This window comes from Faecalibacterium sp. 3 (assembly GCF_048323735.1).
Taxonomy (GTDB): Bacteria; Bacillota; Clostridia; order Oscillospirales; family Ruminococcaceae; genus Faecalibacterium; species Faecalibacterium wellingii.
Genome location: NZ_JBLWFN010000001.1, coordinates 2228018 through 2241466, shown reverse-complemented (window position 1 = coordinate 2241466; position 13449 = coordinate 2228018). Strand labels below are relative to the sequence as shown.

Below are 13449 nucleotides of genomic sequence, written 5' to 3'. Positions count from 1 at the left end.
TTCATCCCTGTGGTCTGCAAAGTGTAGTGGGCTCTCCGAGGGGGAACGGCTGTATAGAGTGCGTTTCGGGCAAATCGCCGCATACGTGTATACGGAAGATGGGTACGCACGTACGCAGTAAATCGGCCAAGTTCTCCCATGTAGAGGGTGTAATTTCGATAAAGAACGTGGTATAATTGACTCAACAAATCGATTTGTGGAGGCGATTATTTATGAAAAAAGAAACCAAGAAATCTATCTTATTCTATGCAGCTTCTGCTCTGTTATATATGGCTTCACTTATTAGCTTCATAAGTGGAAATGATAATTCTATGGCTGTTGTATGGTTGTGTCTTGGTTCATCATTTCTTTGCCTTGGCTCGACGCATCTTTGTTTAGGTTTGTCTCGTAAGAAAAAGGGAAACGACAAAACCGATGCAAGCAATAAATAAATTCCTAGTATATCGCACTCACTCCTAAGCAGGGTTTGGGGCAGGCACGCCCCAACAAGAAGCTGTCCCAAAAGGGCAAGAATTTTCAAGAATTGAAAATTTGTGGCCACGGGACGATTCTTGCTCTCACGAAAACCCATACTTTTTGAAAATCCGCTTTTCGCAGCCAAAGGAGGATGCACCATGAAAAAAGAGATCGAAGCCTTCGTCAACGCAGCCAACGAGCAGGAGTTGGAAGCCGCATGGAATAACCTCTCGGCAGAGGAACAGCGAGTTTTCGAGCAGCTCATGGAGGAAGAACCACCCGAAGATGCACTGGCATTTTTCGCACAGCTGTATGATGATGCCCCGAAAGAGCAGACCAGCGAGACTGTGAACATCTCCGAAAATGAAATCTATTTCAAGCGAAAGCCCTTGACCGAAGAGCAGAAGAAACACAGCTCTTATGTGGACGAGAACGGCAACCTCCATGTCAAGAACCTGTCCGCTTTCTGGATTCCAGAACTGACCACCACGGAGAAAGTCGGTCACACCACCTACACCGTGACCGGCAGCTATGAGGGCAAGGAGTCCTTTTTGAAGAAGCTGGAGCGCATTGTTGCCAAGAACGCCCAGCAAAAATTTGAAGATGAGGGTGCAGACGAATGACAACTGCGTCCAATTCTGCTATACTTGACCCGGTAACCAATCCTGTACCGACAGTTGCTCCACAGAGTAAGGAGGACACAACAATGTCTGGAGCAACGAATAAAATCACCGCACTTTACTGCCGACTGTCGCAAGAGGACGCACGGCTCGGCGAAAGCCTGTCCATTGAGAACCAGAAGGTCATCCTTCTGGAATACGCCAAAAAGAACCACTTCCCGAACCCGGTGTTCTTTGTGGATGATGGCTACTCCGGCACGAACTATGACCGTCCCGGCTTTCAGAGTATGCTGGTCGAGATCGAAGCAGGGCGTGTAGGAATCGTTATCACGAAGGATTTGTCCCGACTGGGGCGCAATTCTGCCTTGACTGGTCTGTACACCAACTTCACCTTTCCCCAGTATGGCGTTCGCTACATCGCCATTAACGACAACTACGACACCATTGACCCGAACAGCGTAAACAACGATTTTGCGGGCATTAAGAACTGGTTCAACGAGTTTTACGCCCGCGATACCAGCCGCAAGATTCGGGCCGTTCAGAAGGCCAAGGGAGAGCGTGGAGTACCGCTGACGGTTAATGTTCCGTACGGCTATGTAAAAGACCCGGAGAACCCGAAGCATTGGCTTGTTGACCCGGAAGCGGCTGCGATTGTGAAGCGCATCTTCTCCATGTGCATGGAGGGACGTGGGCCGACCCAAATTGCGAACCAACTGTGGGCAGATAAAGTTCTGACTCCTACCGCCTACAAGTTGAGCCATGGCCGGAGCACAAACGCACCTGCCCCGGAAGACCCTTATCGCTGGGATAAAAGAGCAGTAAGTTTGATTCTGGAACGCCGGGAGTACACTGGCTGCACAGTCAACTTCAAGACCTATACTAACTCTATCTGGGATAAAAAGAGACATCTGAATCCTGTGGAAAATCAGGCTATCTTCCCGGATACACATGAGCGCATTATTGACGATGATGTGTTTGAAAAGGTTCAGGAGATTCGCAGCCAGCGTCACCGTATGACCCGAACAGGCAAGAGCAGCATTTTCTCCGGTATGGTCTACTGCGCTGACTGCGGTTCCAAGATGCAATATGGTTCGTCCAATAACAGGGACTTCAGTCAAGACTTCTTTGATTGCTCTCTGCACAAGAAGAACGGGAGCAAGTGCAAGGGACATTTCATCCGGGTAAAGGTTCTGGAAGGACGTGTGCTGAGTCATGTTCAGCGGGTGACGGACTACATTCTCCGTCATGAAAACTACTTCCGCAAGGTCATGGAGGAGCAGCTTCGTGTGGAAAGCAGCGAAAAGCTGACCGTCCTGAAGAAGCAGCTTGCCCGGAATGAGAAGCGGATTGTAGACCTCAAACGGCTGTTCATGAAAATCTACGAGGACAACGCCAATGGAAAGCTGAGCGATGACCGCTTCGACATGATGAGCCAGAGCTACGATGCCGAACAGAAGCAGCTGGAAGAGGAATCCCTCTCTATCCAACAGGAAATCGAAGTACAGGAACAGCAAATCGAGAATATTGAAAAATTCGTCCAGAAAGCGCACAAGTACGTTCATATTGAAGAACTCACTCCCTATGCTCTCCGTGAACTGGTGTCGGCTATCTATGTAGATGCCCCGGATAAGTCCAGCGGAAAGCGGGTGCAGCACATCCATATCAAGTACGACGGGCTGGGGTACATCCCTCTGGATGAACTGGAAGCAAAAGAAAAGGCGTGACCGAAGTCACGCCAAATCTTCCCCATTTAGGGAACTTTTGCAAATACTGTTTTATGGGAACTCTGCTCTCCTGCACCCGCTCCGAAATATAGATCGCGTTCAAGTCTGTTTTCCGCATCGTTTTTGCTCCTTCTCACCATCCGGAGGAACTGTGATTCACTGCATCAAGTATAACATAACTGCAGAAAAGCTGCATCCTGTTTTTCTTTGACGGATCATGCCGCATCCAGCAGCTCTTCGGGGTCTTCGATCGCTTCCTCGATCACCTCTTCCTCCGGCGTGGGCTCGTCCCCAGCGTCGAACCATCCGAGCAGGCTGCGGATCGTGTCACGGATAAAGAGCAGATCGTTGTCCAGATCGGCATCGGCATTCATCAGCTGCTGGACCATTTCGGGTTTATCTGTGATAATGTCGTCTACGCCAAGGCTCAGCAGATCGCTGGCGTCTTCCTGACGGTTGACCGTCCATGCAGAGATGGTTTTGCCGCGCAGGTGGATCTGCTGGACCATGCCGGGGGTGATGAAGGTGGACTCCACGCTGAAAAAGTCTGCGGCGGGCAGGTCATAATAGCTGCCCACGCCCAAAGCAAGGATATAGCCGGTCTGGATCTCCGGGGCAAGCTCCTTGACCTTGCAAAGGGTATCGTAGCTTTGCGAGGTGATCACGCAGTCATGCTCAAAGCCTTTTTCATAGATGATCCGGACGGTCTCTGCCTCCAGATCAGGTGTGGCCGCATTGGGCTTTATCTCGATGTTCAGCTGGATCCTGCCTTTGCACTGGTCCAGAACTTCTTCCAGCGTGGGGACCCGGGTGCCGGTGTACTTCTGGCCGAACCAGCGCCCGGCGTCCAGTCTCCGCACTTCATCATAAGTCAGGTCATAAATGTTTTCGTTCCGGCCGGCACAGCGGCGCAGGTTGGCGTCGTGCGTCACCATCACAATACCGTCCTTTGTCATCTGAACGTCCAGCTCGGCGCGCTCACAGCCGTGGTCAATGGCAAGCTGGAAGGCGGGCAGGGTGTTTTCCGGTGCGGCGGCGGAATAGCCGCGGTGTGCCGTAACGATCGGCACAGTGCCGCCCAGCATGGAGCGCAGCGCATCGTCCTCCGGCAGAACAAAGTAGCAGGCGGCAAGCACGAAGGTGAGCAAAGTGGCACCGGCAATGGCGGCGGTCAGAAGCAATCTGCCATTGGAGCGGCAGGGTCTGCGGTCCGGGTCTGTCTCCGCTTCAAACGATAAGCTGCCCCGCAGGCGGTCATAGAGCGCGGCAATAACGGTGCACTGTGCAAGGGTGATGGTGCAGTCGATGAGAAACTGGAAGAAGGGAAGCTCAATGGTCAGCGCAGCACGGGACAGTGCAAACATGGCCTGCGTGCTCTGCATCCCGATGCCGATGATAATGCCGTACAGCGGCAGCGCGATGGCGGCAGTCAGCAGCAGAGAACGCAGTAGGGCCGAAACATTCCACCGCAGCAGCAGAAGAAATGTGCGGAGAATGCGCGTGCGGACATAGCCGACGCTTTCACGAACCGATTGCCACAGGCTTTTGTGCTCCAGAAGGAACAGCGGCAGCACCAGGACCCAGCTGATCAGGAGAACCAGAAGTGCGGCGCAGAGGGCCAGATAAAGCAGGTGATACCGGCTGTTGGCACGAATGACGCCCATGATATATTCCGGCACTGCAAGCTGAGTGATATAATTCACGGCAAGGAAAAAATTGGTGAAAGGGATCAGCGTGGCGCTGTAGACCAGAATGAGCCAGTTCTGCGGTAGAAAGGCATGACAGGCGTCCAGCAGGGAGGCGCACAGCAGTGCAGGCAGGTGGATGCTTTCGCCCTTGCGGGCAAGGTTCAGTCCATGCAGCAGGACGGAACATTCAAACAGCGACCAGAAAGCTGTCAGAACGGCGATGAGAACGATGCAGCCGATAATAGCAGGGGAGGTAAAAATATCCGAAGCATTGCTGTTGCTCAAATAGTGCATGGGAGCGAACCGCAGCGTCAGGGACCAGACCTGCTGCATCAGGGAAACAAACAACAGGTTCGTGGCAAGCTTGCAGAGGATGAGAATGGAGAAAAGTGCAGCTTCGGCGCGGTGCATCAGGGAAAAGACAGAGCGCCGCAGGACAGAATAGGTCTGATTTGCAGTGCGGAACGAAATGAACAGATCTTTCAATTTGGCAGAACCTTCTTCTTATAATTTGCTGGACAGCCGGTCGCAGAGCGTTGGAACGGGCTGTCCTGTGAAAATTTTTTACATGATCGGCAGAAGCAGACCGGAAAACAGCAGACATCCTGCGCCGTGCAGCCGGGGGCTGCCGCCTGAGAAAACAAAGCATCCGGCTGAGCCAGCCGGAAAAACTCTGCAAATATAATATAAATATAGTGTAACATATCTTTCTTTAAAATAAAATGCGGCAAAGACAAACGAAATCAACAAAAATGCAGGAAAAAATTTGGTAGGCACCGTACATGGCCCGGAACTGTAGAAAAAGGGGACTCCGGCAGAGGAACGCAGAATCGTTAAAAAATTATAGAACGGAGTGTGACGGATGTTGAATTGCATGGACTTTTATAGAAGCTCTTGCATTTTTATGGAAAATTCAGTATAATAAAACCAATTTTGAAAGCTCACACAGACAACCAGGAGGTCTTACCATGGCTTCAAAGATCAATAAGGGAGAAATCCTCGCCAAGTTTTTCGATGACGGGGAATACACTGCGCTGTTTGCTGATGGTGCAGTGAGCGCTGCCTGCGGCTATGCTGCAGGTCAGCAGGCTTACGCTGTTTATCAGAATGGCGAAGCTGTTACCGTAAAGGATGTTGAAAAGAACATCAAGGTTCTGGAAATGGCAGCACAGACTGGCTGCCCGGTCGTCACCTTCTACAACTCCGTTGGCGCAAAGCTGGCTGAGGGTCTGGACGTGCTGACCGCCAGTGCAAAGCTGAATGCGCAGATCGCAAAGGTTTCCGGCGTGATCCCGCAGGTGGCTGTTGTTCTGGGTGTCTGCGGCGGCACCAGCGCACTGAGCGCAGCCAATGCAGATGTCTGCATCATGGCTGAGGGCGCAGAGCTGTTCTTCACCGCTCCGTTCACCTCTGCCGCCAAGGGCGACAAGGTGGCCGATGCCGGTACCGCAGCCGCCGCTGCAAAGGCTGGCGTGGCTGCTATCGTGGAGTCCACTGCTGCGGAAGCTGCCGAGAAGGCCGCTCACATCGTGGGCCTGCTGCCGGCCAACAACCTGACCGGCCCTGCGATCTTTGAGTTCGAGCAGCCCACTGCTGCTCTGGCTGCTGGTGCAGAGCCTGCAAAGGCTGCTGCCGCTGTGGTCGATAAGGACAGCGCTGTGGAGCTGTATGCAGGCTTTGGCAAGTCTGTCTACACCGCATTTGCAACCGTGGGCGGCAACGCTGTGGGCGTTGTGGCCACCGGCAAGAACCTGTGCCACAACTGCGTAGCCAAGGCTTCCCGCTTTGTGCGCCTGTGCGATGCTTTCAGCGTGCCGGTGATCACCATTGTGGATACCGAGGGCTTCGTGCCCAGCGCTACCGACGACATTGCAGGCGGCATCCGTGAGGCTGCCCGTCTGGCTGCCACCTATGCCGACGCTACCACTGCAAAGGTGGCTGTGCTGGCAGGCAAGGCTGTGGGCCCTGTCTACACCGCACTGGCCGCTGCTGATCTGCGCATTGCCGTGACCGGCTGCACTGTCAGCGCGCTGGAGCCCAGTGCTGCTGTCAGCGTACTGTATAAGGAAGAAATCGATGCTTCCGACAACATCATTGCAGCCACCAACGCAAAGGCTGCTGCCTACACCGCTGAGGTGTGCAGCGCAGCAAATGCGGTTGCCTGCGGTGCTGCTGACCTGACCTGCGATGCAGCGAATGTCCGTGCAAGCGTGGTTGCTGCACTGGAGCTGCTGAGCACCAAGCGTGCTGCCCGCCTGCCCAAGAAGCACGGCAACATGGCCCTGTAATCGTCTGTATAAATCTTTAGATACGATTTTGATTTGGAGGATCCTTCCATGAAGTACTACAATATTACCGTCAATGGCGTTGCTTACAGCGTCTCCGTGGAGGAGACTGCCGCTGGTGCTGCTCCCGTTGCTGCTGCAGCTCCTGCCGCACCCGCTGCTCCTAAGGCTGCTCCGGCTCCTGCCGCTGCACCCAAGGCTGCCGCAGGCGCTGCCGGTGCTGTTGCCGTCAAGGCTCCCATGCCCGGCAACATTCTGGATGTCAAGGTCAAGGCCGGTGCATCCGTCAAGGCCGGCGATGTGCTGGTGATCCTGGAGGCTATGAAGATGGAGAACGAGATCGTTGCTCCGCAGGACGGCACTGTGGCTTCCATCAACGTCAACAAGGGCGACACCGTCAACTCCGGTGACGTTCTGGTTTCCATGAACTAAGGGAGAGGTGACAATCATGGCCAAAAAGCCGATCAAGGTTACCGAGGTCGTCCTGCGCGATGCCCACCAGTCTCTGCTGGCAACCCGCATGACCATGGATGAGATGCGTCCCATCCTGCCGGAAATGGATAAGATCAACTACTTCTCCGTGGAGTGCTGGGGCGGCGCTACGTTCGACAGCTGCATCCGCTTCCTGGACGAAGATCCCTGGGACCGCCTGCGCATCCTGCGCAAGGAACTGCCTCACCAGAAGCTGCAGATGCTGTTCCGCGGCCAGAACATGCTGGGCTATCGTCCCTACGCAGATGACGCCGTTGAGTACTTTGTGCAGAAGTCTGTTGCAAACGGCATCGATGTCATCCGCATCTTTGATGCACTGAACGATCCGCGCAACCTGCAGACTGCTATCAAGGCAGCCAACAAGGAAGGCGCTCATGTGCAGGGCTGCATCAGCTACACCCTGAGCCCCGTGCACAACAACGAGTACTTTGCAGCCTACGCCAAGACTCTGGAGGAGATGGGTGCAAACTCCATCTGCATCAAGGATATGGCCGGTCTGCTGACTCCCTATACCTGCTACGATCTGGTCAAGAAGCTGAAGGAGACCGTCAGCATCCCTGTTGACATCCACAGCCACTACACCGCAGGTCTGGCTTCCATGTCCATCCTGAAGGGCATCGAGGCAGGTGCCGACATCATCGATACTGCCATGAGCCCCTTGAGTCTGGGCACCAGCCACATGCCCACCGAGAGTCTGGTCGCTGCCCTGCAGGGTACCGATTATGACACCGGTCTGGATCTGAAGCAGTTGAACGTTGTCCGCGCATACTTTGCAAAGCTGCGCGAAAAGTACATCGCCAACGGCCAGATCAGCCCCAAGAGTCTGGGCGTTGATGCCAACACCCTGCTGTATCAGGTGCCGGGCGGCATGTTCTCCAACATGCTCAAGCAGCTGAAGGATGCCGGCAAGGAAGACAAGCTGGATGAAGTGCTGGCTGAGATCCCCCGTGTCCGCGAGGATGCAGGCTATCCGCCGCTGGTCACTCCCACCAGCCAGATCGTTGGTACGCAGGCTGTGTTCAATGTTATCCTTGGTGAGCGCTACAAGATGGTCACCAAGGAGTTCAAGGGTCTGGTCCATGGCGACTACGGCAAGACTCCCGCTCCCATCAAGCCGGAGTTCACCAAGAAGATTTTGGGCGACGAGCAGCCCATCACCTGCCGCTTTGCCGATACGCTTGCTCCCGAGATGGACAAGCTGAAGGCGGAAGCTGCCAAGTGGGCAACGCAGGAAGAGGATGTGCTGACCTACGCAATGTTCCCGCAGGTGGCACCCAAGTTCTTCGACAAGCGCAATGCCAAGAAGCAGGGCGTTGATGGCGATCATGTGGACTACGCCAATCAGTCTCACCCCGTCTAAGTAACGGTACTTTAAGGGCTTCCCGCTGTGAGCGGGAGGCCCTTTTTGCATAGCAGGGTGGTGGGCAGGAGATGACATGGGTCGTATAAACCGGCAGAGAATGTTTTTGCAAAAATCTGCCCCAAAAGGCAATGAATGCATTGACTTGAAAACATCCCCACTCTATAATGGATAAAAATGGATGTGCGCGGCATTCGGGTATTGCCACAAAAGAAGGAGGGGACCCCTATGAGAAAAGTTACTGCCCAGCGCCTTGCGGAATTTACGGAGCGGGACTATGTGCTGACCTTTGGCGTTGGAAAAAGGGAGTTTGACCGGATGCTGGCAGCACTGGAAGACGCTTATCGTAGGGAGCATAAGCGTAAGCCGCGCTTTACCAAGATCACCATGCTGGATAAGCTGGTGCTGACCCTGATCTACCGTCATGAATACCGCAGCATGGACAGCATTGCTGCAGAATACGAGGTCTCCCGCGATACCATTGAAGTGAATGTTCATTGGGTGGAGCAGACCCTGCTGAACGCAGATCTGATCCAGAAAAGCGTTACCTGTGTGTACAAAACCAACTGAAACAGGCTCCGGCACAAAATCTTTGGATTCTGTGCCGGAGCTTTTTTACTTATTGGCGTTCATTGCGGGCATTTTGGCCGGAATGCACAACAGTGCACCTTGAATTTTGAGCCGAAGAATAGTAAAATGAAGCTATATGTATCGTAACATGGGCTTGTGCACCCAAAGGCGGATACATATACCGGAATCTGTATGCAAAAACATTGAAAAACAGAAAATAGGAGAACGTTATGATCTTAAGCATGACCGGCTTTGGCCGTGGGACTGCTGTGCGCAATGGCCGTGAGATCACGGTGGAACTGCGCAGCGTCAATTCTCGCTACTTTGAGTATTCTTCGCGCATCCCGCGCACCTGCAGCTATCTGGACAGCCGACTGAAAAAGCAGCTCAACGAACGCATCACCCGCGGCAAGGTGGAGCTGAGCATGACGGTACAGAATGTAGATGCCGCAGATACCGTGGTTGCGGTCAACATGGAACTGGCCCGCAGCTATCAGCAGGCCATGCGGGATATCTCCGAGCAGCTGGGCGTCAAAAATGATATCTCTGCCGGGGTGATCACCCGTTTCCCGGATGTGCTCACCACCCGCCATGCGGATGTGGACGAGGAACAGCTGTGGGAGGATGTGTCTGCCGTTACGGCACAGGCGCTGGATCGCTTTGTGGAAATGCGCGCCGCCGAGGGTGCCAAGATGAAGGCCGATGTGGAGAACCGCCTGAATTTTCTGGAGGAATGTGTCGGCAAAGTGGAGACTCTGAGCGCGGGCCGTGTGGAGGCTTACACCACCCGCCTGTATGAAAAGCTCAAGGTCATTCTGGAAGACCGCGATATCGATGATGCCCGCGTGCTGACCGAAGCCGCCATCTTTGGCGACAAGACTGCTGTGGACGAGGAGACCGTCCGCCTGCGCAGTCATATCGCACAGTACCGGGACATTCTGGCCCTGAACGAGCCGGTGGGCCGCAAGCTGGACTTCCTGACGCAGGAGCTGAACCGTGAGACCAATACCATTGGTTCCAAGTGTCAGGATCTGGACATCACCCGCATCGTGGTGGACATGAAGGCCGAGATCGAAAAGATCCGTGAACAGATCCAGAATCTGGAATGATGAAGTAAGATCCGGAGGAATTTATGAAGCTGATCAACATCGGGTTTGGCAATATGGTCAGTGCGGGCCGCGTGGTGGCTGTCGTCAGCCCGGACTCGGCCCCGGTCAAGCGTCTGATCAAGGAAGCGCGGGAGCGCGGGATGCTGATCGATGCATCCTATGGCCGCAGCACCCGTGCGGTGCTGATCATGGATTCCGATCACGTGGTGCTCTCGGCGCTCCAGCCGGAAACGGTGGCCAACCGCGCGGCAGGGCAGGAGAGCAGAGTGACAGCAGAGGAGGAACCGTCCCATGGCGAATGATAAATATCTGTTTGTAGTTTCCGGTGCAGCAGGCACCGGCAAGGACAGCGTGGTGAAGGCACTGCGCGAAGCACACCCGGAGATCGAAAAGACCATCTCCGCCACCACCCGCGCACCGCGTCCCGGTGAGCAGGAGGGCGTGGACTATTATTACCGCACCCGGGAGCAGTTCCAGCAGCTGATTGAAAACGATCAGGTGGTGGAGCACAACTTCTACAACGGCAACTACTACGGCACCCTGCGCGAAGAGGTGGACAAGCGTCTGGCAGCCCGGAAGGTGGTCGTTCTGGTCATCGATGTGCACGGCGCAGCGAATATCCGCCGCATGTTCCCCGGCGCGACCACCGTGTTCCTGCTGCCGCCCTCGGTGGAGGAGCTGGAACGCCGTCTGCGCGGCCGCGGCACCGAGACCGAGGACAGCATTCAGGAACGTCTTGCTACGGCCCGGCAGGAGCTGGCCCAGCAGGATAAATTTACCCTGAAGCTGGTCAACGACCGGGTCGATACCTGCGCCGATGCACTGTATGAGGCAATCTGCCGCCGCATCGAAAGCGCAGAATAACATTTGAAGGAGCTGGACGAATGCCCAAAACGGTAGGCGTTGCCGTCAGCAATGCGACCTTCCACTTTGATAAGCTGTATACCTACGCGGTCATGCCGGACCAGCAGGACACCGTAAAGCTGGGCAGCATGGTGCTGGTGCCCTTTGGCCGGGGCAGCCGCGCCCGCATGGGTGTGGTGCTGGCCTGTGATGCCGAGCCGGAAAGTGCAAAGCTGAAATATCTTTTCGACGTGGCCCCGGCTTCGGCCTGCCTGACGCCGGAGCTGCTGCGTCTGGTGCACTTTCTGAAGGAACGCACCTTCTGCACCTATTATGAAGCGGTCAAGGCGGTCATTCCCTATGGTGCGCAGTACAAGCCCGCTGTGGCGGCAGACGGTGTGACGCCGGTGCTGCAAAAGCAGCTCACCCGCCACACAGAGAACAGCTATAAGCTGGTGGGGGCTTTGCAGCAAAAGCCCAAGCCCACGGCCAAGCAGCTGGCGGCAGTGGCATTGCTGGGCGGCGGGCCCCGCACCCTGAACGAGCTGGAGGACAAGGGCATCAGCCGTGCTGTGCTGGATAATCTGTGCGCCAAAGGCGTGTTGGAATGCAGCAAGGTGAACAAGTCCATCGACCTGTATTCGTCCATTCCGCTCAAAAACGAGCCCATCTGCCTGACGGCAGAACAGCAGGCGGCTTACGATGCCCTGCTGCCAAAGCTGGAGGATGATGCGCCCCACTCGGCATTGCTGTACGGTGTGACCGGCAGCGGCAAAACGCTTGTATTTTTAAAGCTGATCGCACACTGTCTGGAACAGGGCCGGAAAGCGCTGGTGCTGGTGCCGGAGATCAGCCTGACGCCGCAGATGATCCTGCGGCTCAAGAGCCAGTTTGGCCGCCGGGTGGCGGTGCAGCACTCTGCCCTCAACCACACGGAACGTCTGCTGCAGTGGCAGATGATCCAGGACGGCGGTGCCGATATTGTGGTGGGCACCCGCAGTGCCATCTTTTCGCCGCTGGAAAACATCGGGCTCATCATCATCGATGAAGAGCAGGAGCACACCTACCGCTCGGAATCCGCGCCCCGCTATTCTGCCCACGAGGTGGCCCGGCAGCGCGCGGCGGAGAACGGTGCATTGCTGCTGCTGGCCAGCGCCACCCCCAGCACCGAGAGCTTTTATGCGGCCCAGCACGGCCGCACCCAGCTGGTGCGGCTCACTCAGCGCTACGGCGGTAACCCGCTGCCGAAGGTGCAGATCGTGGACATGCGCGCCGAGCTGGCATCGGGCAACCCCCGGGAGATCAGCCTTGCCATGGAGGACGCTATCCGCCGCAATCTGGACGCAGGCAAGCAGACTATTTTGCTGCTGAACCGCCGGGGCTACCAGACCATGGCCCAGTGCGAGGACTGCCGCGAGGTGCTCAAGTGCCAAAAGTGCAGCGTGCCCATGGTGTACCATAAATCGGCGCATAAGGTATTGTGCCACTACTGCGGCAGCCAGATGGAACCGCCCACCGTCTGCCCCACCTGCGGCGGCAAGCTGCAGTATCGGGGGTTCGGCACCCAGAAAGCGGAGGAAGAGCTTGCAAAGCTCTTCCCGGATGCACGGGTGCTGCGGATGGATCAGGATTCTACCGCGGCCAAGGACGCCCACGAAAAGCTGCTGGCAAAATTTGCAGATCACGAATACGACATCATGGTGGGCACCCAGATGGTGGCCAAGGGACTGGATTTTGAGGATGTGACTCTTGTGGGTGTGCTGGGCATCGATTCACTGCTGTTTGCGCAGGGCTTCCGTGCCTACGAAAACGTGTTCAGCCTCATCACGCAGGTGGTGGGGCGCAGCGGCCGGGCCAAAGACCCGGGCTTCGCCATCATCCAGACCACCGACCCCGACAACCCCGTCCTCAACCTCGCCGCCGCGCAGGACTACGACGCCTTCTTCGAGCAGGAAATTGCATATCGCAAGCTGGGCCTCTACCCGCCCTTCTGCGGGCTGTGCGTCATCGGCTTTGCAGGTGCAAAGGAGATCGAGACGGCAAGGGCCGCAGCGCGCTTTGCGGCTCTTCTGGGCCAGCAGGCAGCAAAACAGCCGGACCTGCCCCTGCGGGTGCTGGGGCCGACCCCTAGCAGCATCGAGAAGATCAACGACACCTATCGCTATAAGCTCACCATCAAGTGCCGCAACGACCGCCGCTTCCGCGACCTCGTGCGCAGCGCACTGGAATTGTATGAACAGGAAAAACTTCCGTCCAAGGCCACCGTTGCGGTGGATCTGCATTCGGACGGAGATATCTGATT

At 55.7% G+C, this 13449-nt stretch carries 12 protein-coding genes; 11 read left to right on the top strand and 1 reads right to left on the bottom strand.

Going from position 1 to position 13449, the window contains the following annotated elements:
• Window positions 1–212 precede the first annotated feature (212 nt).
• The 3 genes from ACNSPV_RS10665 (at window position 213) to ACNSPV_RS10655 (ending at window position 2800) form a co-directional block, all read left to right on the top strand.
• On the top strand, window positions 213–431 hold the full coding sequence (locus ACNSPV_RS10665; RefSeq protein WP_080545308.1) for a hypothetical protein: 219 nt from the start codon (window positions 213–215) through the stop codon (window positions 429–431).
• Window positions 432–614: 183 nt separating this feature from the next.
• A complete protein-coding gene (locus tag ACNSPV_RS10660; RefSeq protein WP_112120869.1) occupies window positions 615–1079 on the top strand; it encodes a hypothetical protein in 465 nt (154 codons plus the stop codon).
• The gene (locus ACNSPV_RS10655) at window positions 1076–2800 is read left to right on the top strand and encodes a recombinase family protein (RefSeq protein ID WP_418268275.1); all 1725 of its coding nucleotides are present in this window, start codon (window positions 1076–1078) and stop codon (window positions 2798–2800) included. Before ACNSPV_RS10660 ends, ACNSPV_RS10655 begins: the two co-directional genes overlap by 4 nt.
• A 215-nt stretch (window positions 2801–3015) precedes the next feature.
• Here ACNSPV_RS10655 and ACNSPV_RS10650 read toward each other — a convergent pair whose 3' ends face one another.
• Window positions 3016–4974 (bottom strand): glycerophosphodiester phosphodiesterase, encoded by a 1959-nt coding sequence (locus ACNSPV_RS10650; protein ID WP_348583453.1) that lies wholly within the window; start codon window positions 4972–4974, stop codon window positions 3016–3018.
• A gap of 482 nt (window positions 4975–5456) precedes the next feature.
• Between ACNSPV_RS10650 and ACNSPV_RS10645 the strand changes: the two genes are divergently transcribed.
• From ACNSPV_RS10645 to priA, 8 genes are all read left to right on the top strand, one after another.
• Complete coding sequence (locus ACNSPV_RS10645; RefSeq protein WP_348583454.1) at window positions 5457–6776, top strand: carboxyl transferase domain-containing protein; 1320 nt, start codon at window positions 5457–5459, stop codon at window positions 6774–6776.
• 48 nt (window positions 6777–6824) lie between these two features.
• Window positions 6825–7205 (top strand): biotin/lipoyl-containing protein, encoded by a 381-nt coding sequence (locus ACNSPV_RS10640; protein WP_005940233.1) that lies wholly within the window; start codon window positions 6825–6827, stop codon window positions 7203–7205.
• A gap of 16 nt (window positions 7206–7221) precedes the next feature.
• Window positions 7222–8625 carry an oxaloacetate decarboxylase subunit alpha gene (locus ACNSPV_RS10635; RefSeq protein ID WP_249236700.1) on the top strand — a complete coding sequence of 468 codons (1404 nt, stop codon included), beginning with the start codon at window positions 7222–7224 and terminating at the stop codon, window positions 8623–8625.
• Window positions 8626–8853: 228 nt separating this feature from the next.
• A complete protein-coding gene (locus ACNSPV_RS10630; RefSeq protein ID WP_249236699.1) occupies window positions 8854–9195 on the top strand; it encodes a transposase family protein in 342 nt (113 codons plus the stop codon).
• Window positions 9196–9425: 230 nt separating this feature from the next.
• Window positions 9426–10304 carry a YicC/YloC family endoribonuclease gene (locus ACNSPV_RS10625; protein WP_249236698.1) on the top strand — a complete coding sequence of 293 codons (879 nt, stop codon included), beginning with the start codon at window positions 9426–9428 and terminating at the stop codon, window positions 10302–10304.
• Between the two features lie 23 nt (window positions 10305–10327).
• Window positions 10328–10606, top strand: a complete 279-nt coding sequence (gene remA, locus ACNSPV_RS10620) for an extracellular matrix/biofilm regulator RemA (RefSeq protein WP_249236697.1) — start codon at window positions 10328–10330, stop codon at window positions 10604–10606.
• Window positions 10596–11168 carry a guanylate kinase gene (gene gmk / locus ACNSPV_RS10615; RefSeq protein ID WP_348583455.1) on the top strand — a complete coding sequence of 191 codons (573 nt, stop codon included), beginning with the start codon at window positions 10596–10598 and terminating at the stop codon, window positions 11166–11168. The genes remA and gmk overlap by 11 nt, the downstream gene beginning before the upstream one ends.
• A gap of 20 nt (window positions 11169–11188) precedes the next feature.
• Complete coding sequence (priA, locus tag ACNSPV_RS10610) at window positions 11189–13447, top strand: replication restart helicase PriA (RefSeq protein ID WP_348583456.1); 2259 nt, start codon at window positions 11189–11191, stop codon at window positions 13445–13447.
• The last annotated feature ends 2 nt before the right edge of the window (window positions 13448–13449 follow it).

Coding starts and splice junctions, on each gene's coding strand:
- ACNSPV_RS10635 (WP_249236700.1), top strand. CDS start 7,222: ATGGCCAAAAAGCCGATCAAGGTTACCGAGGTCGTCCTGCGCGATGCC.
- ACNSPV_RS10640 (WP_005940233.1), top strand. CDS start 6,825: ATGAAGTACTACAATATTACCGTCAATGGCGTTGCTTACAGCGTCTCC.
- gmk (WP_348583455.1), top strand. CDS start 10,596: ATGGCGAATGATAAATATCTGTTTGTAGTTTCCGGTGCAGCAGGCACC.
- ACNSPV_RS10660 (WP_112120869.1), top strand. CDS start 615: ATGAAAAAAGAGATCGAAGCCTTCGTCAACGCAGCCAACGAGCAGGAG.
- priA (WP_348583456.1), top strand. CDS start 11,189: ATGCCCAAAACGGTAGGCGTTGCCGTCAGCAATGCGACCTTCCACTTT.
- remA (WP_249236697.1), top strand. CDS start 10,328: ATGAAGCTGATCAACATCGGGTTTGGCAATATGGTCAGTGCGGGCCGC.
- ACNSPV_RS10645 (WP_348583454.1), top strand. CDS start 5,457: ATGGCTTCAAAGATCAATAAGGGAGAAATCCTCGCCAAGTTTTTCGAT.
- ACNSPV_RS10630 (WP_249236699.1), top strand. CDS start 8,854: ATGAGAAAAGTTACTGCCCAGCGCCTTGCGGAATTTACGGAGCGGGAC.
- ACNSPV_RS10655 (WP_418268275.1), top strand. CDS start 1,076: ATGACAACTGCGTCCAATTCTGCTATACTTGACCCGGTAACCAATCCT.
- ACNSPV_RS10625 (WP_249236698.1), top strand. CDS start 9,426: ATGATCTTAAGCATGACCGGCTTTGGCCGTGGGACTGCTGTGCGCAAT.
- ACNSPV_RS10665 (WP_080545308.1), top strand. CDS start 213: ATGAAAAAAGAAACCAAGAAATCTATCTTATTCTATGCAGCTTCTGCT.